The sequence below is a fragment of the Desulfoluna sp. CLI2B genome, from assembly GCF_056847375.1.
The window spans coordinates 1,353,132-1,379,520 of the sequence record NZ_CP186557.1 but is presented as its reverse complement, the minus strand read 5'-3'; the positions used below and the strand labels follow the sequence as shown (position 1 = coordinate 1,379,520).

The 26,389-nt window shown below is 60.9% G+C and carries 24 protein-coding genes; 22 read left to right on the top strand and 2 right to left on the bottom strand.

The window, feature by feature from the left end:
- Positions 1-162: 162 nt before the first annotated feature.
- Both ACOYW2_RS06720 and ACOYW2_RS06715 read left to right on the top strand, forming a co-directional pair.
- Complete coding sequence (locus ACOYW2_RS06720; RefSeq protein ID WP_482769869.1) at positions 163-1,926, top strand: ABC-F family ATP-binding cassette domain-containing protein; 1,764 nt, start codon at positions 163-165, stop codon at positions 1,924-1,926.
- Between the two features lie 265 nt (positions 1,927-2,191).
- Positions 2,192-2,830 carry a flavin reductase family protein gene (locus ACOYW2_RS06715; RefSeq protein WP_482416920.1) on the top strand — a complete coding sequence of 213 codons (639 nt, stop codon included), beginning with the start codon at positions 2,192-2,194 and terminating at the stop codon, positions 2,828-2,830.
- A 436-nt stretch (positions 2,831-3,266) separates the two neighbouring features.
- On the opposite strand, the gene ACOYW2_RS06710 is transcribed toward ACOYW2_RS06715, so the two are convergent.
- Both ACOYW2_RS06710 and ACOYW2_RS06705 read right to left on the bottom strand, forming a co-directional pair.
- On the bottom strand, positions 3,267-4,775 hold the full coding sequence (locus tag ACOYW2_RS06710; protein ID WP_482769868.1) for a hypothetical protein: 1,509 nt from the start codon (positions 4,773-4,775) through the stop codon (positions 3,267-3,269).
- A gap of 20 nt (positions 4,776-4,795) precedes the next feature.
- Entirely contained in the window at positions 4,796-7,462 is a 2,667-nt protein-coding gene (locus ACOYW2_RS06705; RefSeq protein WP_482769867.1) for an acyl-CoA dehydratase activase, read from the bottom strand.
- A gap of 363 nt (positions 7,463-7,825) precedes the next feature.
- On the opposite strand from ACOYW2_RS06705, the gene ACOYW2_RS06700 reads away from it, so the two are divergent.
- The 20 genes from ACOYW2_RS06700 to ACOYW2_RS06605 all read left to right on the top strand — a co-directional run bounded on the left by ACOYW2_RS06700 (position 7,826) and on the right by ACOYW2_RS06605 (position 26,298).
- The gene (locus ACOYW2_RS06700) at positions 7,826-8,227 is read left to right on the top strand and encodes a hypothetical protein (RefSeq protein WP_482769866.1); all 402 of its coding nucleotides are present in this window, start codon (positions 7,826-7,828) and stop codon (positions 8,225-8,227) included.
- A gap of 332 nt (positions 8,228-8,559) precedes the next feature.
- Complete coding sequence (locus ACOYW2_RS06695; RefSeq protein WP_482416922.1) at positions 8,560-8,976, top strand: ATP-binding protein; 417 nt, start codon at positions 8,560-8,562, stop codon at positions 8,974-8,976.
- The gene (locus ACOYW2_RS06690) at positions 8,973-10,496 is read left to right on the top strand and encodes a formylglycine-generating enzyme family protein (protein ID WP_482422244.1); all 1,524 of its coding nucleotides are present in this window, start codon (positions 8,973-8,975) and stop codon (positions 10,494-10,496) included. The genes ACOYW2_RS06695 and ACOYW2_RS06690 overlap by 4 nt, the downstream gene beginning before the upstream one ends.
- Before the next feature lie 135 nt (positions 10,497-10,631).
- The gene (locus ACOYW2_RS06685; protein ID WP_482416924.1) at positions 10,632-10,964 is read left to right on the top strand and encodes an anti-sigma factor antagonist; all 333 of its coding nucleotides are present in this window, start codon (positions 10,632-10,634) and stop codon (positions 10,962-10,964) included.
- Positions 10,965-10,968: 4 nt separating this feature from the next.
- Positions 10,969-11,709, top strand: a complete 741-nt coding sequence (locus ACOYW2_RS06680; RefSeq protein WP_482769865.1) for a sugar transferase — start codon at positions 10,969-10,971, stop codon at positions 11,707-11,709.
- A gap of 1 nt (position 11,710) precedes the next feature.
- Positions 11,711-13,198: a GlgC family sugar phosphate nucleotidyltransferase gene (locus ACOYW2_RS06675; protein ID WP_482769864.1), complete on the top strand. Its 1,488-nt coding sequence runs from the start codon at positions 11,711-11,713 to the stop codon at positions 13,196-13,198.
- Between the two features lie 162 nt (positions 13,199-13,360).
- Positions 13,361-14,191, top strand: a complete 831-nt coding sequence (locus ACOYW2_RS06670) for a hypothetical protein (RefSeq protein WP_482769863.1) — start codon at positions 13,361-13,363, stop codon at positions 14,189-14,191.
- The gene (locus ACOYW2_RS06665; RefSeq protein WP_482423679.1) at positions 14,074-14,709 is read left to right on the top strand and encodes an O-antigen ligase family protein; all 636 of its coding nucleotides are present in this window, start codon (positions 14,074-14,076) and stop codon (positions 14,707-14,709) included. The genes ACOYW2_RS06670 and ACOYW2_RS06665 overlap by 118 nt, the downstream gene beginning before the upstream one ends.
- A 46-nt stretch (positions 14,710-14,755) precedes the next feature.
- Positions 14,756-15,796 carry an SLBB domain-containing protein gene (locus ACOYW2_RS06660; protein WP_482416928.1) on the top strand — a complete coding sequence of 347 codons (1,041 nt, stop codon included), beginning with the start codon at positions 14,756-14,758 and terminating at the stop codon, positions 15,794-15,796.
- A gap of 45 nt (positions 15,797-15,841) precedes the next feature.
- Positions 15,842-16,702, top strand: a complete 861-nt coding sequence (locus tag ACOYW2_RS06655) for a GumC domain-containing protein (protein WP_482769862.1) — start codon at positions 15,842-15,844, stop codon at positions 16,700-16,702.
- A complete protein-coding gene (locus ACOYW2_RS06650) occupies positions 16,632-17,993 on the top strand; it encodes a hypothetical protein (protein WP_482769861.1) in 1,362 nt (453 codons plus the stop codon). Before ACOYW2_RS06655 ends, ACOYW2_RS06650 begins: the two co-directional genes overlap by 71 nt.
- Before the next feature lies 1 nt (position 17,994).
- The gene (locus ACOYW2_RS06645; protein ID WP_482769860.1) at positions 17,995-18,579 is read left to right on the top strand and encodes an acyltransferase; all 585 of its coding nucleotides are present in this window, start codon (positions 17,995-17,997) and stop codon (positions 18,577-18,579) included.
- A complete protein-coding gene (locus ACOYW2_RS06640) occupies positions 18,576-19,625 on the top strand; it encodes a glycosyltransferase (protein ID WP_482769859.1) in 1,050 nt (349 codons plus the stop codon). The genes ACOYW2_RS06645 and ACOYW2_RS06640 overlap by 4 nt, the downstream gene beginning before the upstream one ends.
- Entirely contained in the window at positions 19,517-19,765 is a 249-nt protein-coding gene (locus ACOYW2_RS06635; protein ID WP_482769858.1) for a hypothetical protein, read from the top strand. The genes ACOYW2_RS06640 and ACOYW2_RS06635 overlap by 109 nt, the downstream gene beginning before the upstream one ends.
- Positions 19,762-21,342 carry a lipopolysaccharide biosynthesis protein gene (locus ACOYW2_RS06630; protein WP_482769857.1) on the top strand — a complete coding sequence of 527 codons (1,581 nt, stop codon included), beginning with the start codon at positions 19,762-19,764 and terminating at the stop codon, positions 21,340-21,342. Before ACOYW2_RS06635 ends, ACOYW2_RS06630 begins: the two co-directional genes overlap by 4 nt.
- The gene (locus ACOYW2_RS06625) at positions 21,327-21,935 is read left to right on the top strand and encodes an acyltransferase (protein WP_482769856.1); all 609 of its coding nucleotides are present in this window, start codon (positions 21,327-21,329) and stop codon (positions 21,933-21,935) included. Before ACOYW2_RS06630 ends, ACOYW2_RS06625 begins: the two co-directional genes overlap by 16 nt.
- Positions 21,932-24,148, top strand: coding sequence for a glycosyltransferase (locus tag ACOYW2_RS06620; protein WP_482769855.1), 2,217 nt, complete (start codon positions 21,932-21,934; stop codon positions 24,146-24,148). Before ACOYW2_RS06625 ends, ACOYW2_RS06620 begins: the two co-directional genes overlap by 4 nt.
- On the top strand, positions 24,129-24,440 hold the full coding sequence (locus tag ACOYW2_RS06615) for a hypothetical protein (protein WP_482416935.1): 312 nt from the start codon (positions 24,129-24,131) through the stop codon (positions 24,438-24,440). The genes ACOYW2_RS06620 and ACOYW2_RS06615 overlap by 20 nt, the downstream gene beginning before the upstream one ends.
- Positions 24,441-24,443: 3 nt before the next feature.
- A complete protein-coding gene (locus ACOYW2_RS06610) occupies positions 24,444-25,406 on the top strand; it encodes a glycosyltransferase family 2 protein (RefSeq protein ID WP_482769854.1) in 963 nt (320 codons plus the stop codon).
- 190 nt (positions 25,407-25,596) lie between these two features.
- Complete coding sequence (locus ACOYW2_RS06605; RefSeq protein WP_482422232.1) at positions 25,597-26,298, top strand: DUF4114 domain-containing protein; 702 nt, start codon at positions 25,597-25,599, stop codon at positions 26,296-26,298.
- Positions 26,299-26,389: the final 91 nt, after the last annotated feature.

The window sequence follows — 26,389 nt, the reverse complement described above, 5'->3', positions numbered from 1 at the left end:
GGCCGATTCCCTTTTTTTCCTGTCACCTGGCTTGCCTTGCCCATTGCGGCGCTTCATGGTACGCTCCGCATCCTTGAAAAATGGCGCATCATCCCGGGATGATCGGCGGCGTGCCTGCCCTTTGCCCCGGCTTTCTGATACACTGAACCACGGACCCTTTCCATGATCCACTTAACCAACATCACCCGGCAGCACGGCAACCAGATCCTCTTTGACAAGGCGAGCCTCCAGATCCTCTCCGGCTCCCGTACGGGCCTGGTGGGCCCCAACGGGGCAGGCAAATCCACCATTTTCCGCCTGATCACAGGGGAAGAGGAGCCTGACGGAGGCGAGATCTCCATCGGGAAAAAGACCACCATCGGCTATTTTTCCCAGACCACTGGCGAGATGGCAGGCCGCACGGCGTTGGAAGAGGTTCTTGCTGCAGCCGGGAACATCGGCGAGCTGGCCGCGTCCATCAGCGAGATGGAAGAGGCCATGGCCGTTCCCATGGGCGACGACGAGATGGCCGCCCTCCTGGAGCGCTACGGCAATGCCGTGGAAGAGTTCGAAAACCGTGGGGGCTACGACCTGGAGCCCCGGGCTCGGGCCATCCTCACGGGCCTCGGCATCGGTCCTGCGGACCATGACCGGAGCGTCGAGGCCTTCAGCGGCGGATGGAAGATGCGCATCGCCCTGGCAGGGATCCTTCTCATCAACCCGGACGTGCTGCTGCTGGACGAGCCCACCAACCACCTGGACGTGGAGTCCATTGTCTGGCTGGAAAACTGGCTGGTCACTGAGTTCAAGGGTGCCCTGCTCATGACCTGTCACGACCAGGAGTTCATGAACCGCGTGGTAAGCCGCACCGTGGAGGTGGCCAATCGCACCCTCACCACCTACGGGGGCAACTACGACTTCTACTTAAAGGAGCGGGAGATCAGGCGCGAGCAGCTCATGGCAAGCTACCGACGCCAGCAGGAGATGCTGGCCAAGGAAGAGGAGTTCATCGCCCGGTTTGCCGCCCGCGTCTCCCACGCCGCCCAGGTGCAGTCCCGTATCAAGAAGCTGGAAAAAATCGAGCGCATCGAGCTGCCCCCGGAGCAGCGCACCATGACCTTCGAGTTTGCCGAGCCCCCGCGCTCCGGCGACGACGTGGTGGCCATCGACAACCTGGCCAAGTCCTGGCCCAAGGAGGACGGCTCCGAACAGTCGGTTTTCGGCGGGGTCTCGGGCATGGTGCGCAGGGGGGACAAGATTGCCGTGGTGGGTGTCAACGGCGCCGGAAAATCCACCTTTTTAAAGGTCATGGCAGGCCAGACCGAGGCATCAAAAGGCAACCTCACCATCGGTGCCAACGTGCACACCGGCTACTTCAGCCAGCACGCCATGGACATCCTCGACCCGCAGAAGAGCGTCTTCGACACCGTGCAGGATGCCCTGCCCACCGCAGGCATCGGGGTGATCCGCAACCTCTGCGCCGCCTTTCTCTTCTCCGGGGACGACGTGCACAAACGCATCGACATGCTCTCCGGCGGTGAAAAGAGCCGGGTGGTCCTGGCCACCCTGCTGGCACGCCCGTTGAACCTGCTGATCCTGGACGAACCCACCAACCACCTGGATATCCAGTCCCGGGAAATCCTGCTGGAAGCACTCAAAACGTTTACGGGCACCGTGGTCCTCGTGAGCCACGACCGCCACTTCCTGCGTGCCCTGGTCAGCCGGGTCTTTGCCATCGACCACGGGGAGATGATCCCCTACGAAGGCGACTACGACTATCTTGGTGAATTCAGACAGGTAGGAAAAAAAATGCCTCCGGCGGGCAGGATTCTCACCCTGCGCCCCCAGGTTTGCGAATGCTCCCGACCTTCGTTCCTCAGGTCGATCACATTCGCTGACGGGCTACGCCCGAGTAAAATAATGGTAGAGTGCGCTTGCGCACCATGATGGAACCCCCAATTTCGTTGGTTTTGCGGCCAAATGGTGCGCAAGCGCACCCTACGGGCCCAAGGTTGTTCCACCTTAATTCTGTTAAAACCGAAGGTGCTTGAAATCCGCTTGACTTTGCCCGGAATAAATAGCGCATAAGACGACTTAACAATTCGAAAGCCTTTGCGCTTTAGTAGGTGGCTCACCTCGCCGCCGGAGTTTTTTTTAAGGGCTCCCCGGTCTATCTCTCCCGACACCCGCAATCCATACAGAGGTAATAACAATGGCCAAAGTAAGCTGGAAACCCGGCACCATGATCTACCCCCTTCCCGCCGTCATGGTCAGCTGCGGCGAGACCGAAGCAGAGTACAACATCATCACCGTCGCCTGGACCGGGACCATCTGCTCGGACCCGCCCATGTGCTACATCTCCGTCCGGCCCAACCGCCACTCCTACGAGATCCTGAAGCGCACCGGCGAGTACGTCATCAACCTCACCACCGAAGAGCTGGCCAAGGCCACGGACTGGTGCGGGGTCCGTTCCGGCAAGAAATTTAACAAGTTCGAAGCAATGCACCTCACCCCCGGCAAAGCCGAAAAGGTGAATGCCCCCATCATCAGCGAGGCGCCCTTGCACATCGAGTGCCGTGTCAAGGAGATCGTGCCCCTGGGCACCCACGATATGTTCGTCAGCGAAGTGGTCAACGTCATGGCCGACACCCGCTACCTGGACGAAGAGACCGGGGCCTTTCACCTGGACTGGGCCAAGCCCATCTGCTACGCCCACGGCCAGTACAGGGGCCTGGGAAAAAAGCTGGGGAAATTCGGATTTTCCGTGGAGAAAAAGAAGAAAAAGATGGGGTCGCCCCTGCAAGGGGCGAAAAAAAGGGGGAAGGCGAAAGGGCTAAGGGCTAAGGGCTAAGGGCTAAGGGCTAAGGGCTAAGGGCTAAGGGCTAAGGGCTAAGGGCTAAGGGCTAAGGGCTAAGGGCTACAGGCTAAGGGAAAAATAGCCATGGAGGCTTTGTGACGCAAGGAAGAAAGGGTGCTTAATCCGGTAAATGTCACCTCGTAAAATTCAGCCCAATATAGCACAGACCGCAGGGATGACGTTGACTGGTCGTGTTGTGACGTTTGTAGGGTGTGCTCGCGCACCATTTGCTCGGAAAACCAACGTCTTTTGCCTTGCCTATACTGCGTGAAAAGCCAACCCTCACATGGATTTTCATGACCGTTACGATGTCTCTGCGGTGCGCAAGCGCACCCTGCCTCACATTGCCGGCACCGTCGGCACGCGTTAAAGCGAAAGGCCGCCGTGTGTCCCACCAGGGACACACGGCGGCCTTTTTGTTTTCAGGTTATCAGGCGCTTGCCCGCCGGGCGCCCTCGGCTTTCCTCGGGTACTTCAGGTAGGGGATGATCTGGCGGTTCTTGTTGCCGCCGGTACCGTCGTAGGTCACGCAGACCACGGGCACGCCGGTGACCGCTTCGATGGTCTCGGTCATGGACTCGGTGACCAGGGAGGCACAGCAGAAGGCCGGGCTGGTCTGGACAAAGAGGCCCACGTCCGGGTAGTGCTTCTTGATGTAGTGGACTTTGAGGATGTTGTCCATGGACTCTCCGGTGTTCTCCATGGAGAGGTTGTACCGGGCCAGAATCTTCTCCGGGTCGTCGGTGTAGGTGTGGTGCACGTCCGGCAGCACCCGCTCAAAGTACCTCAAATATCGGCGCTCCAGGGTGTTCATGGCCGCCAGAAGGGGCTTGTAGGAAATAAGGCTCATGTATTTGCCTTCGGCAAACCACTTCCTGAAATACTTTTCCGCGATCATCTTGGCGTACTCGTTGTACGGGGTGGTGATGGCCTCGCCGCCGTGGTCTTCGATGACCCGGATCAGGTCCTGGTTCATCACCTTGTTGTCCCGCACGTAAAGGTCCCCGAAGATGGCCACCTTGATGCGCTCTTCCTTTCGGGTCTCGATGCCTTCGAAAAGCTCGGTCACCTGGATGACGGCGCTCTCCTTGGTGCGGTATCCGGCCATGGCGTCGCAGAGGATCTCCATGGACCGCTCGGCCACCTTGTCCGTGGCGCCAGGAACCGCCTCGTAGGGCCGGACCCTGCAGATCATCTTCCGCAAAAGCCCCCCGAATAGATAGGCAAAATAGGTATTTACCCCCGCACGGATGGAGATGTCGATGAAGGAGAGCTCTCCCACAAACACGCCGGCCTCTTCCATCCCCCCTCCATGGGCCTTGAGGTGGCTCTTGATAAAATGGGGGTAGAGCTTGATGTTACAGGCCAGCTCCGAATGGGACATCCAGAGCACGGTGTCGGCCGGGTTGAGCCGGTTCTGCTCCATGCACTCGATGAACCCCTGGGCGATGGCGTTCACCGGGATGCACTGGCCCGTGTTGAACTTCAGGCTCTGCTGGATGGTGGCCGGGGTCTCCTCGATGAGGTAGGTGGTGTACCCTTCCCGCCTTAAGTTCTCGGCCAGGAGGCGGCAGGTGATGGCGTCCCAGTTGGGGATCACCACGTTCTTGTTTCGCATCTCCTTGGTCAGGTCCGGGTTCACCACGGAGTAATCTCCGGAGCCGTCCCTGTGGGCCTGAGTGTAGTGGTTCTTAAAGGAGCGGATGGCCGCTTCGATGCGGGTTTCATACCCCACGCTGGAGTCGTGCTCGTCCAGCTCCAGGATCAGGTACGGCTTGTTGTTGGCCTCCATCACCTTTTTAAAGGCATCGATGATAAAGGAGTCCGGGGCGCACTTGAAGGAGGTGACGAACACCGGGTAGATACCGGGGATCCCTGCGGCGGTCTCCGCGGCCTCCAGGATCTTGGCCGCGTAGTTCCAGTGCAGTTCGTCAAGCATGGGGCAACTTTGACCGGGTCTCAGTCCTGGTAAAAGGATTTCACGCCCCGCTCGGCAAAGATATCGGGGATTCGGTTGTTGGCCTGGCGGGACAGCACCGTGTAGGGCCGACCGAGGAGCACCACCGAGAGGTTCTCCCGGGGTTCAAACTCTTTTTCGTAGAGCCCTTTCAGGTTTTTCCTGGCCTCTTTCATGAACTCGGTGGCCTTGTTGTACGCGGTGGATACCTCAAAAAAACTCACGGGCTGTTTTGTCACCTGCTTGAGCATCCGGTAGAGCCGGTACCGGGTATGGAACCCCGAATAGAGGTACTTCAACGTGGGGGTCAGCAGCTGGGCTTTGCCCCCCAGGGCCGAGGCCGAAAGCACGGCCGGAGAGAACTGGGTGTAGTAGCAGTACTGGCGCCGTCCGCCCTTTTCCGGGTTCTTGTTCTCGATGTAGTAGGGCAGGAAAATAAAATCCGCCTTGTCCACCAGGTGGGACACATGGCCGTGCAGGGCCGTCATGGGCGCACAGAATTCGGCGCCGGTGAGGTTTTTCCCCTCCTTGACCGCCGCCTTGAACCCTTCGCTGGTCACCGTGCGGATGGAGAGCAGGGAGAAGAACCGCTTCCAGAAAGGCAGGTCTTCGCGCAGGTGAAGGGCTGCCGGGATGCCCACGACTTCGGCGTGGCGATACGAGGTGGGCGGCTCAACCCGAAGGAGCTTTTTGCGGGCCTTGAGCAGGTCAAACCCTGCTTTGTTGCTGCTCACAAAGGAGGTGGACTCGTAATCGCGGCCGCAGAGGAATCCGTAGGCCACCTTCTCCCCGGCCACATCGGCCACGGTGATCTTGCACTTGTTGTTGCAGAGGGAGCACACCTCGGAGGTGACGGCAATATGCTCTTTGTGGAGCCCCGTGCCCCGGAAGGTGGTGGCAGGCGCCCCTTCGTCCAGAAGAGTCAGGGCCGTGCCCAGGGCCCCGGTAAGATGACAGAACTTGGACACCAGAATCTCCTTGTTCAGGCGCTGCTCAAAGGCCGCCACCAGGGCTTTGTTCTTGGCCGTGGCCCCCTGGAAAAAAATCACCTCGCCGATGCGCCCCTCTTCCGCCACCTTGATGAGGTAGTTCTCCCTGACCGAATGCAGGGCCGAGGCCAGCACCTCGTCCACGGAAAACCCGCAGGCCAGGTAGTGGTTGATGTCCCGCTCCATGAAAACCGTACAGCGATCGCTGCTCATGGGGGCGCGAACCCCCAGGGTCCGGCGGGAGTAGGACCGCACATCGCACCCCAGTTTCAGGGCCTGCTCCTCGATGAAGCTGCCGGTACCTGCCGCGCAGACGTTGTTCATCACCGAGGAGGTGACCATCCCGTTTTTCAGGGTGGTGAACTTGGCGTCCTGGCCCCCGATCTCGATGATGGTGTCCACCTCGGGGTTGAGTTCGCAGGCAGCCCGGGCATGGGCGGTGATCTCGTCTAAGGCCAGGTCCGCTCCCACGATGCGCCCGATAAACTTGCGGCCCGAACCCGTGGTGCCCGCCCCTTTCCAGTCAAAGGCGACCCCGAGCTTTTTCTCAACCTCTTCCACCGCCTCAAAGATGCCTGACACCGCATCCACAGGGCGGCCTGAGGTGCGGGTGTAAAACCCGGCCACCACCTGTTTTGCCTCGTCCACCACCACCGCCTTGGTGCTGGTGGAGCCGATGTCGATGCCCAGGAACGCGGGCAGGGTTTTCTCCGTCGGCGTCTCGTAGACATCCACCTCCACAAAGCTCTTGAGGCCGTCATGCTCAAAGGGCAGATCGTAGCTTGAAACGCTTGAAAAGTTGGGATAATCCGACATGTGCAGTTCCAGGGGCGGGTAGTGATACTCCTTCACAAAGGACTCCTGCTGCTGCACGCCCCCGGGGATGGCAATGGGCTCGGCGTCGCAGGCAATGGCCCCACCGGCCAGAAACTCCAGGGCAGCACCCACGGCGCCATAGTAAAGGGCCATTTCGTCGGTAACAAAGGGCACCCCGGCAATGGACTCCAGATGACCGGTCACCGCGCGATTCAGGGCCACGCCCCCCACAAAAAGCACGGGGTCTTTTTGCTCCCGTGAGGCAAACACGGTATCGGCGATATTTTTGGCCAGGCCATGGCAGAGGCCGTCACAAATCTCGGCAAGGGAGTACCCCTCCTGCTGGGCATGGATAAGGTCGGTCTTGGCAAAAACGGCACACCGGGAGGCGATCTCGGGAAACTCTCCGTTGCTCTCTTCGGCGATGCGGGAGAGCTCTTCAATACCGGAAAGATTGAGGCGTCCTGCCTGTTGGTCCAGAAAACTCCCCGTACCCGCGGCACAGGACGTATTGCCACGGGTGTCCACGTAATTGCCCTTGTCGTCAAAACGGATCAGGGCAAACTGCTCGCCCCCCACGGACAGCACGTTTCGTGCTTCGGGATGAAGCTGCTTTGCAGCATGGATCAGGCTGATACGCCCGTCAAACCGTCGATTGGCCTTAATCAGGGATGGGGTGGTATCTGTGGCTGCCACCGCGCCAATGCGGCTTTCTGAAAAGGCCTGCAGAAGGGTCTCCACTGCCGATGTCATCTCACCTTTGTGCTGCAGGCTGACTTTTTTCACAATCTGCCTGTCGGGAGTCATCTCAACGGCGGTGGCCGATACGGATCCGATATCCAATCCAAGAATGTTCAGTGTCATATGTGTGGTCCCCAGCATGAATGGTTCGTTCTGTTCCAACGGGAAAGGGAACGTTAAAACCGGATATGTCTCAGCAACCTTCATTGGAGTAACGTCATACGACGTCAGATTGATCGCTTTCTGGCGAAATATCCGGATTCAGGGCTCGACCACCCCTTTGTTAAGGAAGGATTCTCTTCTCCTGCCGCTTCAGGTATCGCAAGGAGACAGCAAAACGGACAGAGGAAAACCCTGCATGGAGATAAAGGAGGGGGTGCTTGTGTGTTCGAGTGTGAGCCCTGGAGTCTCTGAAATCATCTGTTGCCGACGCCGCCGGTGGTGTGACGGCCGCAACAAAGGGGCGAGCGCGTAAAAAATAGGATCATGGGCCGTACAGATGGTTGCCGCTTAGAATACGTATTCTACACTCCGACACGTACCTGCACAAGCTCTTATCACTCCCCATGGCCCAATCAGAACCCGCCCGCAGGAGCCACCCTCAGAGACAACATTTCAATTTTACTGGAAATCCCAGCCGGTGCAATCGCCCAACAGAAAAAAACCGAATCCCTGCCTTTGGAGGTATGTTTCCAGGCAGGGATACGTAAAATCATCGGACAGCCCCATGAAGGTGCCGCCCCATCACCAACGAACAATGGCTTGACGAACCGCACCGAAAGGTTGATTTATGGAGAAATTGCCAGTAATATAGAGATATTCGTTTATCAACTCATCATCATCCATTCTGAAATGCCTTCATATCCGTTGCCCGAAGAAACAGAGTAAACATCGCCCTTTTCACCCACGGCAACCCCACGTCCTCTTTTCATGATGCGTTGGTAATCAATGTTCCTTTGCCCTTTGCTCTCCGGTCAGTTTCCCTTTTCGGCAAGGCCCCGTTACGCACATAAACACGATGCATTCCAACACCGTTGAAAGACCGCCTATGTCTACCTGGCCTCCAGGTTTTCCGGCTTTTCCCAGGGGTAACGCCCCCCTTGTGTAAAGCAAAGGGCGGAGCTATAGTCATTGATCATGCCTGCGCACAGACGCAGTCATCCTTGTACAGCGCCCCAGACATTCACCCATCAGCCCATACGCCACGGACATAAAATGCGATGCCCGGACCGGGACCCAACATCAACGAACAATGCCTTGACGTCACCAGCGACCTGAACGTCCTTTCCGACGTGCGCCGCTTTCTGAGAGACGTCTTCGCCGGCATCGCCGACGACCCCGTCAACCGCATGGAGCTGGCTGCCAACGAGGTGGCGGCCAACATCATCCGGCATGCCTACAAGGGAGCCCCCGGCCACACCATCGTCATCCGGGCACAGGTGGGTCCGGACCGCATCTGTGTCAGCTTCTTTGATCACGGTGCCCCCTTTGACCCGGAACAGGTCCCGGCCCCCCTCTTCGACGGCTCCCAGGAAGGAGGATTCGGGCTCTTCATCGTCTCCGAGGTAGTGGATGAGTTTCGATATCTCCCAAGCGCTGAGGGAAATCGCACAACCCTCTGCATCTTTCTGCCATGACCCGTCGCCCAAAGACCCTTGTCCTGTGTCTCCTGATGTTTCTCTGCGCCCCGGAATGCCCGGGGGCCGACACCAACCGCCCACTTTCGGACGAGGAGATCCTTGAGGCGATCGACATGCCGGACGGAACTTTTCTGGGTCATGCCTCCGAGGCCCAGGCCCGGAAGCTGGCCACCCTTTTGTGCAACCACCACAACAGCGCCATGGAGCACCTGGCAACCCTGGAAGACGCCGCAAAACAGAAGGAGGTCAAGCGCCTCATCCGGGAAAACCTCATGGTTGCCCAGCGGATCCTCGGGCACATCGAGAAAACGGCCAAGCACCAGGGCACCGGAGAATTGACCCTTTTTTACGACACCGGCGCCGACAGCTTTGCCGAAAACAGCCTCCAGCACAGGCGCCTGATACGGTTTCTGGACTACCTGGCCCGGGAGAGCAAAGGCCGCTCCATTCTTTTCATCAGCATCGGCAGGGCCTCGACGCCGGGGGAAGCGAAGGAGAACCTGGCCCTCTCCGCCAGGCGTGCCCACTTTCCCAAACGCTTTATCGACCACTACCTTGTAAACACCCCCCACGGGTTTTACGAAATATACGGCACGGGGGAGGCCAACAGCCCGGAAACCGGGAGCCCGGCCATCCACAGGCGCCACCAGCACACCCGCCTCATCGCCTTTTATGCAAAACCGTCCCCCCGGGAGCCTGCGGTGTCCGCCCCCCCACTGTCCCAGGCATCCCAGAACGCCCCGGACACCGCCGTACGTGCCGACACCGCAGAGCTCGCCCCCACGGAATCTGGCACCGGCACTCTCCTCGGCATGGAGTTCGCCTGGATCCCCCCGGGCACCTTCATCATGGGCAGCCCCACTGATGAACCGGGACGGGACCCTGACGAAACACAGAACCAGGTGACCCTGACCCGGGGCTTCTACATGCAGACCACAGAGGTGACCCAGGGCCAGTGGGATGCCCTCATGGAACACAACCCCTCCTACTACAAGGAGTGCGGGGCCAACTGCCCGGTGAACCGCGTCTGCTGGACAGACGTCATGGAGTTTATCCGGCGGCTCAACGCCATGGAGGAGGCGGAAGGATTTTACCGGCTCCCCACGGAGGCGGAGTGGGAATACGCATGCCGGGCGGGAAGCCCGGAGGCCTTTGCCAACGGCCCTCTGCTGGAGCTTGCCTGCGCCTACGACACCAACATGGACCACATGGGCTGGCACATCGGCAACTCCGGAACCCGTCTCCACATGGTGGGCCTGAAGGCAAAGAACAGCTGGGGCCTCTACGACATGCACGGCAACATCTGGGAGTGGTGCATGGACTGGGAAGGTCCCTACGGCGACCAGCCCCGCATCGACCCACAGGGACCGTCCATGGGAGACCGTAAGGTCATCCGGGGAGGGAGCTGGAGCAGCGACGACCGGGACTGCCGCTCCGCCAACCGCCTCTTCGTCACCGAGTGCAACCGCAACGCCGGTATCGGTTTCCGGCTGGTGATGGATAAACAAGAGGAATGATTCAGTTGCCTCCCGCGGGTCGCTTTTTTGGAAAAAAGCTCCGCACGTTTGCCCCCCCGGCAGGGCCGACGGAGGCAATGTTGAACTGAATAGTTACAAACAAGAATCATCTTTCACACAACAAAGAAGGGCCCCATGAAGATCCATTCCGAACCCATCAACGACGTCGTTGTGGTGGACATCCTGGCCGACTCCCTGGACGCCGGGAACACCCGTGAATTCAGGGAAGCCATCACCCCCCTGATCACCCCGGGTTCCACCCTTGTCCTCAACCTCGAGACCGTCCGGTTCCTGGACAGCTCCGGGTGCGGGTCCATCCTCTCCTGCCTGCGCCAGCTCAACGCCAATGACGGGGACCTCAAGGTGTGCGGCCTCCAGAAACAGGTACGCGCCGTCTTCGAGCTGGTGCGTATCCACCGGATCATCGACATCTTTGAGAACCGCGACGAAGCCATCAGACAGGCGTAAACCCATGCTCACCTCCCCGGACAGCGACGGCCGTCGGCGAACCGAACTCATCGAGGAACTCTACGGCCTTTACGGCAAAGGGACCCTTCGCATGCGCCTGCGCTTTGCCAGGAAGAAATACGCCTGGGTGACCGTCACCGGTGGGGCCAGGGCCATCAAGCGCGGCTTCGATATCCTGGCCGCCCTTTCCGCCCTCATCCTGCTTTCCCCCCTTTTCCTTGCAGTGACCGTGGCCATCCGGCTCACGGATAACGGGCCGGTGCTCTACTGGCAGAAACGGGTGGGCAAATGGGGGCGGGAGTTCCCCTTCCCCAAGTTTCGATCCATGGTGGTGGACGCAGAGACCGCCAAGGATGCGATTCTGGACCAAAGCGATCACGAGGAGAGCATCACCTTCAAAATGAAAAAAGACCCCAGAGTCACCGGCATCGGCAGGATCATCCGAAAGTTCAGCATTGATGAGCTTCCCCAGCTCTGGTGCGTCCTCAAAGGAGAGATGTCCCTTGTGGGGCCCAGGCCGCCGTTGCCCCGGGAGGTCGCCCTCTACACCCTGGCCGACAGGCGTCGCCTGGACGTCACCCCGGGCCTCACCAGCATCTGGGCAGTGAGTGGTCGTGGAGACATCCCCTTCCACCGCCAGGTGGAACTGGACCTCCAGTACATTGAAAGCCGCAGCATCGCAACCGACCTGAAGATCCTGCTCAAAACCATCCCCGCGGTCCTCTTCGGGCGGGGGGCGTACTGAGATGAAGGCCATTGTCATCGCCACGCGCGGGGTAGACCATGCCCCTGTGCTCTCGGAGCGATTCGGCGCGGCCATGCTTCCCCTTCTCGACCGGCCCTTCCTCCAGCACGGGGTGGAATCCCTGGTGCGATGGGGTGCCACGGAAATCGAGTTTGTCCTGAGCCACCGCCCTGAAAAGGTGGAGGCATTTTTCGGCACCGGGGAGCGTTGGGGGTGCCGGTTCCGATACCATCTCGTGCGGGATCCGGAGCACCCGTACCGCCCCTTGGTGGACGCCCTGGCATCAGCCCGGAAAGCCCCCCTCATCCTGGCCTGCGGCGAGGTTCTTCCGCTGGTGGAGACGCTGCCCGAAGCCGAAGACGCCCCCCTGGTCCTCATCCACGGAGAGGGGCCCAACATGCAGTGGTCCGGCTGGGCTGTGTTCCCAAGCGGCTTCGGTATAGACATGGAGGTCCCCACCGATGCCGCCGCCCTCGAAGCGGCCCTGCTCAATGCAGGGGCCAGGGAAGAGTCCCTTGCCTCCGTGCTGACGATCCGGGACCCGGCCACGCTCCTTGGGGCCACCCAAACCCTTCTGGACAAAGGCGTGCCCTACCTCATGCACGACGCCCGGGAGGTGGAGGACAGTGTCTGGCTCTCCCGGGATGTGGGAATCCACCCCACGGCCCGCATTACCCCGCCGGTCTATCTGGACGAGGGATGTCGCATCGGCAGGCTGGCAGTGATCGGTCCCTACGCGGTCCTGGCCAAAGGGTGCGTGGTGGACGAAAAAACGCGCATCCAAGATTCCGTGGTCCTGCCCATGAGCTACATCGGCAAGGAGCTCTCACTGGAAGACTCCGTGGTGGACAAGAACTGCCTGGTCAACACCTCCATCGGATCGGAACTCACCGTCACCGATGCCTTTATCATCGGTAACCTGGCCGAAAACGAACTCCGGCACCGCCTCGCCAGGATGGGATCTCGGCTGGCGGGCCTCCTGCTGCTGGTGCTCTTCGCGCCCCTGCTCCTCATCACACTGATGATCCTTACCCTGTCCAGGAAAGGTCCCTGCCGACCGCACCGGGACGTGGTGAGCCTCCCCGCACTGGCCGACGAAACCCACTGGCACACCTTTGCCTTTGCCACCTGCGAGGCCCAGGGACCGGACCCCGCCACCTGGGAGGCCCGGTGGTGGCACTTCTTCCTTGTCTTTCTCCCCGGCCTCATCCACGTGGCCGGAGGCCGCATGCGCCTGGTGGGCATAGGCCCACGAAGCACCGACGCCATCCGGTCCCTGCCCGAAGACTGGCGCCAGATCACCCTCACGGGCAAAGGGGGCCTCGTCACCGAGGCCATGCTCCACTTCGGGCCTTATCCCGATGAAGACGAACTCTACGCCGCCGAAACGGTCTACACCGTCTCCTCAGGCCTTTTCTACGACGCAAAACTCCTGCTCAAATACGCAGGCCAGCTCCTGGGCGTCATCCCACGCCCCGGCTCTTCCTGACCCTGCACATCTCCCCATTCCCCTTCACCTCTCCCGATTCTCTATCCCCCTGTTCCCCCATCGCCTGTTTTTCCTATTTCCCGTTTTTCCTATCACCTGCCGTCCCTGTTACCTGCTTTCCCCATTACCTATTACCTGATTTTCCTTCTTTACCTAAGGCCCATGGATAAAACCGTCCTCTTTCCCCTCATCGTCAGCGCCATTCTCCTTGCTTCCCGCTCGCCCCGGGAGGTCTTCATCCTCTCGTTCCTGCCGGCCCTCACCTTCTTCCCCGCCTATTTTAACGTCAAGGTGGTCAGCGGGGTGCCCGAGCTTTACTTCTGGTCCGCAGCCCTGGTACCCATCCTGGCGGCCTGGGCCATGAAGGGATTCGACGGGTACGATTATCACTGGATGGACCTGTTTATCTTTGCCTACGTTTTTGCCATCTTCTTTGCCCAGTGGAGCAACAGCACCTACAAGATCTCCCAGAAAATTCTCTTCAACAACGTCATGGGGATCTGTGTCCCTTATATGCTGGTACGGAGCTTCTCCGTGGACCGAAAAGCCCTTGTCTCCCTGATCCGGGCCATGACCGTGGTGGGGGCTGTGGTGGCCTTTTTGAACGCCATCGAATTCCGCATGTTCGTCAACCATTTCGACGAACATTTACGGCGCCTCTGGCCCACCTACGTGGTCTGGGACACCGGTATGGTCATGAGCCGATGGGGCTTCAAACGGGCCCTGGGGCCCTTTTCCCACCCCATTGTGGCCGGCTATGTGTTCGCCCTCATCGCCCCCTTGGCCATCTGGTGCTACAACCAGGGCCACTACCCCACCCGCCGCAAGGGCCAGATCATCAGTGAGCTGTCGATACGCTTGGCATCTTCGTCTCCATCTCCCGGGCCCCCATCATCGGATTTCTCCTGGGCCTTGCCGTCATCTACTACGGCTGGAACAAAAACCGCGCCGCCATCCTCACGGTGGTCTCCATCGTCGGGGCGATCCTTTTGATGGTCATCGTGCCGAAGTTCATCGACTACATCGCCGTCACCCGAGCCACGGCCACCACCGAGGCACAAAGGAACGTGGCCTACCGAAAGGAGATGTGGCAGGCCTACAGCGAGGTGGTCATGGAGCGCCCCTACGCCGGTTGGGGACGCTTCTCCGTGCCGTCGGTGAAGGGGATGAAATCCATCGACGCCGAATACCTGGGCGTGGCCCTGGCCTCAGGGGTCATCGCCCTCTTCTTCTACCTCGTCTTTCTCTTCGGTATGCTGATCCGCATGATCCTCTACGCCCAGAAAACAGCCTGGGACGACCCCTGGGGGCGCCTGGGCTGGTGCCTCATCGCGGGCTGGGTCTGCGCCATCTTCTCCCAGGCCACCGTCTATTCCGGAGCCCAGAGCGTCCAGTACCTCTACATGCTGGCCGGCATCGGCCAGATCCTGATCCTCACCCGGCCCCGGGAAACAGCATCGGAAGCCGAAGAGCCGGTGCCAGCCCGCTTCGGTTTTGCCCGCATCATCTGACTCAAGGGCCCCGCCGTCCATCGAACCTGTCCCGAAAGGTCCCCCTATGCCCCAGGCTCCTCGCCGCCCTTCCGCAAACCGCGCTCTCCTGGCCGCAGCAATGCTCCTTGTCTCGATCTGCGCCTGCGGCCCCAAGCCGTTGGAAATCCCCGACGACACCCCCTTTTCCCGCAGCAGCTTCCGCACAGAGATCCCCTTTGCCGACCCCGAGGTGATCCGGCTCCACGAGGCCAACCTCACCCATGAGTACATCATCGGCTCCGGGGACCTGCTCACCGTGGACGTCTGGAACCGCCCCAAGCTCTCCGGGGAACACGTGGTGGGGCCCTACGGCAACATCACCCTGCCCATGCTGGGGGAGTTCAAGATCGGAGGCATGAACCGAAAAAAAGCCTCCACCATCATCACGGATCTCTACCGGGAGTTCTACGAAGAGCCCATCGCCACGGTAAAGATCATCAAGTACATGAACAACCGGGTCTATGTTCTCGGAAGGGTTGCAAATCCGGGGGTCATTCATTTCAGCGGTCAGGCAACCCTCCTGGAAGCCCTGGCCATGGCAGGGGGCCTTCCCACCCGGGATAAAACCATCTTTCTTTCAAAATGCTACATTGTCCGCGGCAAAAACCAGATCATCTGGATCGACCTGTTGAAGCTCCTGCAGCGGGCCAACCTCAAGCTCAACATCAGCCTGGCCAACAACGACATCATCTATATTCCGGAGTCCATGGACGCCGCGGTCTTTGTCATGGGGGAAGTAGAGAACCCCGGTTCCTACCAGATCCAGACCACAGGCCTCTCCATACTGGATGCCATCAACCTGGCGGGCGGCCCCACCGAGGATGGCCAGACCGACGAAATCCGTCTCATCCGGGAGATGGAAGGGCAGGAGGGAGTCAAAACCATCGACATGGACATGATGCTGGCCACGGGCAACCTGAGCGACAACTTCCTGCTCCTGGACAACGACATCATCTATATCCCGAGAAAAGGAATAGCCACTTTCAACTATTATCTGCGCCAGATCGACCCGTTCCTGCGCACCTTCATCAGCGGTACCATCATCCACGACACCTTGACAGACTGACCCCACGTCCCATGCCCCACGACACCCATCGAGACCGCCCCTGCCATGGAAACACCGGAAAACAAATCTGTCCCGGCCTTTCCCGCCAAGCCCATCGATCCGGTTGGGAGCCTCCTCAACCACCTGCCCATGGTGTGCCTTATCGCCCTGAGCATCCTGGCCCTGGGCGTTCCGGCGGTCTGGCTCAAGGTCAAGCCCGTTTATTACAGCGAGGCGGTCCTGAAAATCGAACCGGTGATCCCCAAGATCCTCTACGGCAAGGAAGAGGCCTCCATCACCCCTTATTACGACGACTATGTGCGGACCCAGATCAACATCGTCAAAAGCTACGCCGTCCTCTCCATGGCCATCGAAGAGGTGGAAGAGACGGGCACAAACTGGAAATTCCCGGATGAAACCATGCAGCAGGCCGTGGACCGCCTTGCCATGCGCCTGGCCATCAAGCAGCTCCGGGACACACAGCTTTTCTCCCTGTCCATGTTCAGCCGGAGGGGACGTGGGCTTGCCGAAATCCTCAACGCCGTCTCAGCGGCCTACATCGAACACACCCGGCTGGAACGGTTCAACAAGGACGGCTCCAGGCTGGGGTTCCTCAAAGGACGGCGCGAAGAGCAGGAGAAGGTCCTGGCTGAAAAATACGCTGTACTGGAGAGCATCTCGGCCAAGTATGCCGTGGGGATCACCGATGAGAAGAACATCTACGTCTACCTCCAGGCCGTGGTGGACCTTACCCAGCAGCTGGTAAAGGCCAAGACGCGGCGCATCGAGACCCAGACCCGGCTTAGGGAGCTGGGGAATCAGATGGTCAAGCTCCAACAGCTGGACATCTCGGCAGATGTGGACGACGGTAAAGGACTGGGCCACCGAAACCATCCAGCTCTGCAAAAGCTCAGGACATGCGCCTGACCCTGTCCGGGGTCAACGAGAACCACCCGGACAGAAAGAGATAGAAGAAAACCTCACCCGACTCTATGAGGTCCAGGAGAACCTCCTCAGACGGGCGGGAGGTCAGGAGGCCGTCCGGGGCAAGCTCCTCTCCGACCAGCGAAAAAAAATCCTGGAAGAGGAGATGCTCTTTGCCTCGGCCCTGAGCGCTGAACAGCGGCTCATCGAGGAACTCACCGCCGCCGAGCACAAGGCCACGGACGTCAACACCCAGATGATGAAAGCGTCCACCCTCAGGCGGGAAATCGACCGTCTTCAGGACGCCCTGCTCCGCATCGAGGAGCGCATCGACCAGATCGAAGTGGAGTCCCGCTCACCGGGCCGGGCCAGCATCCTTACCCGGGCCAAATCCCCGGAAAAGCCCGATACGGGCAAACGGGTCAAGATGGCCGTGGTGGTGGTCCTTCTCAGCTTTTTTGCCGGCATCGGCTATGCCGTGACCAAAGACAAAATTGACCCGAACCTTCGAAGCATCCAGGACATCCAGCGGGTTTTGGGGTTTCCCCCCACCGGTCACATCATGGACGCCGCCCAGGACCAGGGAGCGGCAGAGGATCGCCACAGAATGTGCCTGGACACGCCATTTTCACGAATTTCCGAACAGTTCAAGGAGATCGCCTTCTCCATCGCCAAGGAGAACACCGAGCATAAATCCCGGGTCTACAACGGCCTCTCCCTCAACGGCAAACAGGGGGTCTCCACCTTTCTCCTCAACACACTCACCGCCCTGCCCGGCATGGCCAAGAACAAGATCTTCGTGGACCTCAACGTCTGGAGCCCCGTGAGTCGGGACCTCTTTTCCGAAGACACCCTGGGGCTGTGGGACGTTCTGGAGGGCCGCTGCGATCTGCAGGACGCCATCATCACCGACAGCGATTTTCCCTTCCACATCCTCCCCTTCGGCAGCTGGCCGGGCACAGACAAAAGCATCTTCCAGGAGATCGGCATGGCTCCCATGATCGAGAGCCTTCGGTGCGATTACGATTACATCCTTCTGGACTCCTCCCCATTGTGGCTCTCCACGGACGCCCGGTTCCTCACCCACATCTCGGATGTCACCATCCTGGTGGTGGAGTCCGGCTCCGTGGTGGAAAAAGAGCTCGCACGGGCCGTTCATACCCTCGACCGCCTGGAGGTCAAGGCCATCTCCGTGGTCCTGAACCGTGTCAGTTTCCAACGGGGCCGGTACTACCGGGAGGCCATGGACAACTACTACCGCCAGGTAAAAACCTCGTTTCAGGGGACGGGATAACGTGAAGACCCTCATCGAAAGAATCCGCCTTCGTTTTTTCATCCCAAGCGGCTTTCCCTACGCCCGATACCTCAAAGAGAAGGGGACGCTGAGGCGCCAGGGATCAGGCTGTTTCATCGCCAAAAACGCAGGGCTGCCGGACGGCTACCTCACCGCCATCGGCGACAACGTCTGGATCACCGACGGCTGCCAGCTCCTCTGCCATGACGCCTCGGTGATCATGCTCAACGCCCGGGACGCCTCCCACCTGGACCGTGTGGCCCCCATCACCATCGGGGACCACGTGTTTCTCGGCAACCGCACCACCGTGCTTCCCGGCATCACCGTGGGCAGCGACGTCATTGTCGGGGCGGGCTCCGTTATCACCCGGGACATCCCCGACGGGGAGGTCTGGGCGGGGAACCCTGCCCGCCGCATCTGCACCACGCAAGACTATCGGGACCGGATCCACGCGGCCACCGAGTCCCTGCCCTGGTCTTCCCTCCTTGCCGGAGAAGGCCCCCACATCTATGACCCGCACCGTGAAGCCGCACTCCGCAAAGCCCGCGTGGCCCATTTCTTCACCGATGACGAGGCGCACCAATGACCCATTCCTCGCAGCCAGGCCAGGACGTGCCCCAGGCCCCAGCCCAGCTCCGCATCGCCGTGGTCAGCCCCGGAGACCCCCGGGATCGACGCACCTGGTCCGGCTCCACCTACTTCATCGTCAAGGCCCTGGAGCCCCTTGCTCATTCCCTGACCTGGCTCGGCCCCCTGGCCGTGCCCCATCAGCGCCTCAAAAAACGGCTGGCCACCATCCGCCGCCACGTCACCGGCCTCCGCACTTACCCGGAGCGCACCGTCAAGGCGTCCCAATACTTCGGCAGGCGCATCGACCGGCGCCTGGACCGGGAAGAGTTCGACCTGCTCCTGGCCCCTGCGGCCAGCGTGGAAGCGGCCCACATTGAAAGCGACATTCCTCTGGTCTACATCTCCGATGCCACCTTTGCCCTCATGCAGGAGGTCTACCCCATTTTTTCGTCCATGGGGAAAGCCGCGGTCACGGAACACCGGTTTGAACAGGCTGTCATCGACCGGGCCGACCTGCTGGTCTATCCGTCCCACTGGGCCGCACGGTCGGCCATGCACTCCTACGCCGCGGACCCGGACAAGGTGCGGGTCATCCCCTTCGGCGCCAACCTGGACACCTCGCCCGTAAGGGAAGCCTGCCTCGGCAGGCACATCAAAGACCGCCTGGAGCTTCTCTTTCTGGCCAAGGAGTGGGAACGAAAAGGAGGGGAGATCGCCTTTCATACCCTGCTGGACCTCCTCGAACACGGCGTGGACGCCCGGCTCACGGTCTGCGGCACCGTGCCCCCGGCCCCCTTCCGCCACGAACGCATGACCGTGATCCCGTACCTCAACAAAAACATCCCGGAGCAAAGGGCCCGCTTCGAGGAGGTGCTGAGCCGTTCCCACCTCTTGCTTTTGCCCACCCCCCCGGGCCGAATGGTGTGGTCTTCTGCGAGGCCGCCGCCTACGGATTGCCCGTCTATGCCACGGATGTCGGGGGCGTGGGCACCATCGTGGAAAACGGGGTCAACGGGCACCTCCTGCCCCCGGCGGCCGGCGGGGCCGATTTTTCCCGCCTGATCCGGGAGACGGCCCTGGACCCTTCCACCTACATGCGCCTGAACACAGAAAGCAGGCGGCGCTATGAAGAACGCCTCAACTGGGAGGTCTGGGGACACACCATGGCAACAGAAATCTCAAGGATCCTACCCAAGCCATGAACGACAAAGAAAACATCGCCAGGACCGTCTCCCGGAACTCGTTGTTCACCATCATCTACAACGTCTGGTACCTGGGGAGCCGCCTTGTCCTGACACCGCTTATTCTCTCCTACATCACCATTGAGGAGTACGGGCTCTGGGCCTACTGCTTTGTGGTGCTCTCCTACCTGGCCTTAACCGCCTTCGGCTTCAACAACACCTACATCCGGTATGCCGCCGATTATCGGTCCCGGGGGGAAGACCACAAGGTCAACCAGCTCCTCTCCACGGGCATCGTCTCCATGCTGGGGGTGGGGCTCCTCCTGTTTCTCCTCTTTCTGCCCGGGCTGCCCTTCCTCATCCCAGTCCTCGGCATTAACCCGGAGCTCAGCCGCACGGCCCACCGGCTCTTTGTGGGAACCGCCGCCATCTTCGTCCTCAACTTCAGCCTGGCCGGGTACCAGTGCGTGCTGGAGGGCGAACAGAGGATTGCCCTGGTCCGGAAAATCCACCTGGTCGCCTCAGTGGTGGAGCTCATTCTCCTGCTCCTCTTTTTCCGCCTGGGCATGGGGGTCTTTTCCCTGCTCTGGGCCTATGGTATCCGCTTCGGGCTCATCATCCTTTCCACCATTTTCTTCGCCCACCGGGTGTTTCCTTTTCTCTCTGTGCGATTTCGGCACCTCCGCCTCGAAGCCCTCAAGGCCTTCGGCAATTTCGGCGGCAAGATGAGCCTTTGTAACTCTTTCCCCCTTCTCATCAATTCGGTGGACCGCATCTTTATCACGCGGATGCTCCACCTGGGCCCTGCGGGCCTCTACGAGATCGGGCGAAAGCTTCCCAACATCGGCATGATGCTCCCGTCGGCCGTGGCCGGGACCCTCATGCCCGCGGCCTCCCATCTGGAGGGGAGCGGGCTCCACAGAAAGCTCCGGGGCATGTACCTGCGGGCCACCCGTTACATCATGCTGCTTTCGGCCCTGCCCTACGCCTTTCTCATCTTTTTCGCCCCCCAGATCATCGAGGTGTGGGTGGGACCGGGGTATGACGACCCGGCGCGGGTGATGCAGATCCTGGCCCTGGGGACCCTCATCAACCTCTTCACCGGCTCCGGCACCGCCTGCGTCCGGGGCATGGGGCTCCCCGGCTACGAGATCCGGTACATGGCCATCTCCGCCACCATGCTCCTTGCCCTCACCCCGGTGTTCATCCACCTGGCGGGCCTGGAAGGCGCGGCCTGGTCCTACACCCTGGCCCAGGCCACAGGCTCCATCTACTTTTTGTTCGTGGCCAACCGGTTGTTTGAAATCCCCTGGAAAACCTTCATCGGCCAGACCGTGCCCCCGGTGCTGGTCATCTTTGCAGCGGGACTGCCCGGCCTGCTTCTCTGCCAAAATATCTGGGCTTCCGGGGCCTTCTCCCGGTGGTCCGGCCTATTTTTCCTGGCCCTCTTCGGCTGTGTCCACCTGCTCCTGGCCGTGCTGTTGCTGCTTCTGACGCGCCACCGCCTGTTGACCCCGGAAGAAAAAGCCAAGCTGGCTGACATCACGCCCCCGAAACCCATGATCCCGTTGTGGAGCCGACTATGGAGTCCCCCATAAAGCAACATCTCAGAAACATCTCCCTGGGTGTGCTCAGCCGACTCATCCGCTTCGTGTCTCCGGCAAGCCTCGCCCTGCCCCGCCACCTCTACACGGCCCGGTTCATGGCTCGTCTTCCCGGCACCGACCCCTCCACTCAATGCGACGGGCCCGTCCGCGTCATCGGTACCGGACGTATCGCCCTGGGCAAAGGGTGCCGCATCGGCAGGGAGTGCGAGTTCACCACCGAAGAGACAGGAAAAATCATCCTGGAAGACAACGTCCGCATCAACCGGGGTACCACCCTCGCCAGCTATGCCCAGGTCCGCATCGGCACCTTTACCATCATCGGCGAGTTTACGTCCATCCGCGATGCCAACCACGGCACGGAGATGGGCACCCCCATGCGCCTGCAACCCCACACCGCAACGCCCATCACCATCGGCAGGGACGTCTGGATCGGCCGAGGGTGCTGCATCCTGCCCGGAGTCACCATCGGCGACGGCGCCATCATCGGCGCCAACAGCGTGGTCACCAAAGATATCCCCCCTCACACCCTGGCAGCCGGGGCTCCGGCCACCGTGCTCCGGGAAAGGCAAAAAGGGTCCCCATGAAAGACAAAATCGCATACTTGGCCCCGGAAATTCCTGCCCTGTCGGCCACCTTTGTTACCGGAGAACTTCTGGAGATGGAGACCCAGGGGTTTTCCGTGTTGCCCATCTCGGTGCACCGCCCCACGTCCCCGGCCACCGGCCGTGAGGCGGAACGACTGGGCCGCGTCACCTGCTACCTTTACGATCAATCAGGGTTTTCCCTCTTCTGGTCCCACCTCAAGCGGGTGGCAACCCGACCCGTGAGGTACGCCAAATCCATCAACATCCTGGTACGGGACCTGGTGCGGGTGGGGCCCTTCTCACGCACCGCGGCCGGGCTCTGTTACCGCTGGGCAAGGGCCTCTCACCTGGCCGACATCCTCGATGCCAACCGATGTGAGCACCTGCACACCCACTTTGCCCACATCCCCACGGACCTGGCCATGTACGCTTCGATCATGGGCGGGGTCCCCTTCAGCTTCACGGCCCACGCCAACGACCTTTTTGAACGGGCCTGGCTGCTGAAGGAAAAGGTCAGTCGGGCCGCCTTTGCCGCCACCATCTCCGAGTTCAACCTGCGCTACCTCATCTCTCGAGGAGCACCGGAAGAGGCCATCCACGTCATGCGCTGCGGGGTGGATCCCTCTCTCTTTGAGGCCAGGCCCCCCAAGGAACTGGCCACGCCGCCCCTTTTGGGCAGCATCGGCCGTATGGTGGAAAAAAAAGGGTTCCACCAGCTCATCAAGGCCTGCGCCATCCTCAAGCGGCAGGGCATCGCCTTTCACCTGGAGATGGCAGGCCACGGCCCCATGAAGGAAGCTCTCCAGCAACGGGTGCTGGACCTGGGCCTTTCCGCAGAGGTCACCTTCAAGGGGGCACTGCCCCATACAGAGGTGCCGGGCTGGCTGACCGGCCTCGACGCCTTTGTGCTCCCCTGCAGGCGGGACGATCAGGGAGACATGGACGGCATCCCCGTGGTGCTCATGGAGGCCATGGCCTCCGGGGTCCCGGTGGTCTCCACGGCCATCTCAGGAATCCCGGAACTCATCGACGACGGCACCACAGGCCTTCTCTGCGAACCGGACAACGAGGACGACCTGGCTGAATCCCTCAAGCTCCTGCTGGCCCACCCCGATCTGCGGAAGAGCCTTGCCGAAAACGGCCGGGGCAAGGTGGAGGCGGAGTTCCACCAGGGCGCAAACACGGCGGCCCTGGCACGTCTGATCCGGCGGGCCTCGTTCCCACGGCCCTTTCCACCCCGCCAAAAAAGGCCCATCGGCAACCCGCCCCGCTACATCGTGGTCTCACCGGTGCGCGACGAAGAAGCGTACCTTCCGGCCACCATCGCCAGCGTCGCGTCCCAGACCATTCCCCCAACAGAATACATCCTGGTGGACGACGGCTCCACGGACAGCACAGCCGATATCATCCGGGAAGCGGCCAAAACCCACCCCTTTATCCGGTACGTCAGGCGATCCAACCGCGGGGAGAGAAAAGTGGGTGCCGGGGTCGTGGAGGCCTTCTACGACGGGTATGCGGCCATCGCCGCCACCTCCTACGACTTCATCTGCAAGATGGACGGGGACCTAACCGTCGGCCGCACTTATTTTGAGACCCTGTTCAGCCGTTTCCGCCAGGATCCCTACCTGGGGGCTGCCAGCGGAAAGCTGTTCCTTGATCTGGGGGACGGCCGGATGGTGGAAGAGCGCATCACCGACGAAAGCGTCCTGGGCGGGGTCCTGTGCCTCAGCCGCAGCTGCTTCGAGGCCATCGGAGGGTTTACCCGCCAGGTGATGTGGGACGGCATCACCTTCCACCGGTGCCGCATGGAGGGCTACCGCACCCGCAGCTTCAACACCCCGATTCTGAGGATCACCGACCACCGGATCATGGGATCGTCCCACAAGAGCATCTACCACGGCCGCCTGCGCTGGGGCTGGGGCCAGTACTTCATGGGCACCCACCCCCTCTACATCCTCGTTGCCGGGCTGTACCGTGTCATCGAACGCCCCTTTGTCATCGGCGGGCTTCTCATCATCGCCGGGTACCTCCAGGGCTGGGTCACACGGACCCGTCAGTACAACCACCCCGGCTTCAAGGCCTCCTTAAGGGCCTGGCAGCTGGAGCGCCTCAAGCTGGGCAGGCGCCTGGAGGTGCTGCCGGAGCCCAGCGGCCTCATACCGACGGACCCCGTGGGCCAGCAGGAGACCGCCGATGCGAACCATCCCTCCTGAAGCGGACAGGCAGCCCTCCGGGACGGCCCCACCCGCCGAGCGTGAGCTCATCTTCCGGCTCATCCTGCCGTTGAGGCTCTTCGGCGAGGTCTTTTTCCTGGGGATTCTCATGGGACGCGAGCCGGTCCCCGGGGCGTCTCCCGAGCAGGGCCGGCTCAGGGGGAACCTCACAGCCGCCGCCATCCTGATCCTGCTGTTGTGTGTGGTTCTTTCGGGAAGCTTTTTTCTGCTCTATCTCATCAAGACCCTGCTGGGGCTCGACCTCTTTACCGACGCCCACCTCCTGGAGTGACCCATGGCACAAAAAACAGATCTGTCCATCATCATCGTCTCCTTCAACACCCGTGAGCTGACCCGGAAGTGCCTGGCCTGCGTGCGGGACCACGGCGGAGAGGTCAGGCGCGAAGTCATCGTGGTGGACAACGCCTCCACCGATGGATCCCCGGAGATGATCGAGGCCGAATTCCCGGAGGTCACCCTCATCCGGCTGCCCGTCAACGTGGGCTTTGCAGGGGGCAACAACCCGGGCATGAAAAGGGCCTCGGGACGCTACATCCTGCTGCTCAACTCCGATGCCTTCATCGAAGACGGCGTCCTTGAAAAAACCATGGCCTACATGGACGCCAACCCCCGCACCGGAATCCTGGGATGCCGCCTCACCAACCCGGACGGCACCCTGCAGCCCTCGGCCCGGAGCCTGCCGGGCCCCATCAACAACTCTTCTAGATTTCCAGGGCTTGCCGCTACGCCTCCCGCATCCCGCATTTTCGGCAAGGTGGACTACACCTGGTGGGACCACAGCACCCCCCGCAAAGTGGGCTGGGTGGTGGGGGCCTTCTTCCTTATCCGCAGGCGAACCATGGAGACCATCGGCTTTCTGGACGACGGCTACTTTCTCTACTTTGAGGAGATCGACTACTGCCTGGCCGCCCAGAGGGCCTACTGGGACGTCGTCTTCTACCCCCACGCCTCGGTGGTCCACATCGGGGGACAGAGCACCCTCAAGACCCCCGGGCGCATCTCCACCCACGGGCGCCAGAGCCTTGCCATCCGCATCGCCAGCGAGTGCAGGTATTACCAGAAATGCTACGGCCGGACGCGTCTTTTGGCCGCCATGGCCGTGGAATACCTCTGGAACGGACTGATCCGCCTGAAACACACCCTTTCTCCCACACGGGAGTCGCCGCAGAAAAAAGCCGATGCAGCGGCCATCATGGAGCTGATCCTCAATCACCTGAGAACCTCATCCAAACCGTAAACAAACATCCGGGTTCCCTGAGCGTTACCCGACCCAACCCATAAACACACGTTTTTAAGGATACCATCATGAACCATACGACACGTTACGCCATCCTGGGCCTGCTCCTGCTGGCCCTGCCCACCCCAAGCCCGGCCAAGGAGTCACCCATCCAGTCCTTTGCCCTGCCTTGTGGATTGCGGGCCCCGTCATGCGGGCGGCCTCTGATGAGTCATCCGCCCTCTTCCAGAGCGATGTCCTGCCCTCCATGAACTCATGGATCAACACCAACCTGGGAGAAAACGTCTCCATCAACGACACCACGAGCATCGCTCTGGACCCATCCAAGCTCAAGCTCTGCACCGAATCCGAAGCCCGTGTCTACTTTGTGGGGGAAGGGGCGGGGTACAAAAACACCCTGGGCTTCAATACCCAGGGGAGCGGCATCAGCTCCGGGGACCCTCAGCTCATCTTCCCCGACGCCACCAGCCGCGTCTCCTCCTACGACCCGGGCCCGGGAAATTCCCAATCACGGAGCCGCTGGTACCCCCTGTACCCCGGGGACTTCGTGGACATCGGAACCCTTGAGGCCGACACCCAGCTTGATTTCTTCCTCATCGCCAACGGCGCCAGGGGCGGCACCATGACCTACTCCACGGATATCTCCACCAACCCCGACGGCATCGACCACGTGGTGGCCTACGCCATGCCCTCCAGCCCATACCTCCTCGTGGGATTTGAAGACCTTTACGGCGGCGGGGACCGGGACTTCAACGACCTCCTTTTTGCCGTGGACATCGGAGCGGCCAACGTGGCGGCCCTGGCCTCCGTTCCAGAGCCCGCCACACTCCTGACCCTGGCCTCATTCCTGATCATTGCCTTCACCGTCCACCGGAAAAAGCAGGCCGCCTGACCACAACCCGATGCACGCCGTCAGCATGGCCTCTTGCGAGACCAGGGACGGCGGGCGCCCATCAACCTTTTGCCTGTTGCGTAAAGCCTTT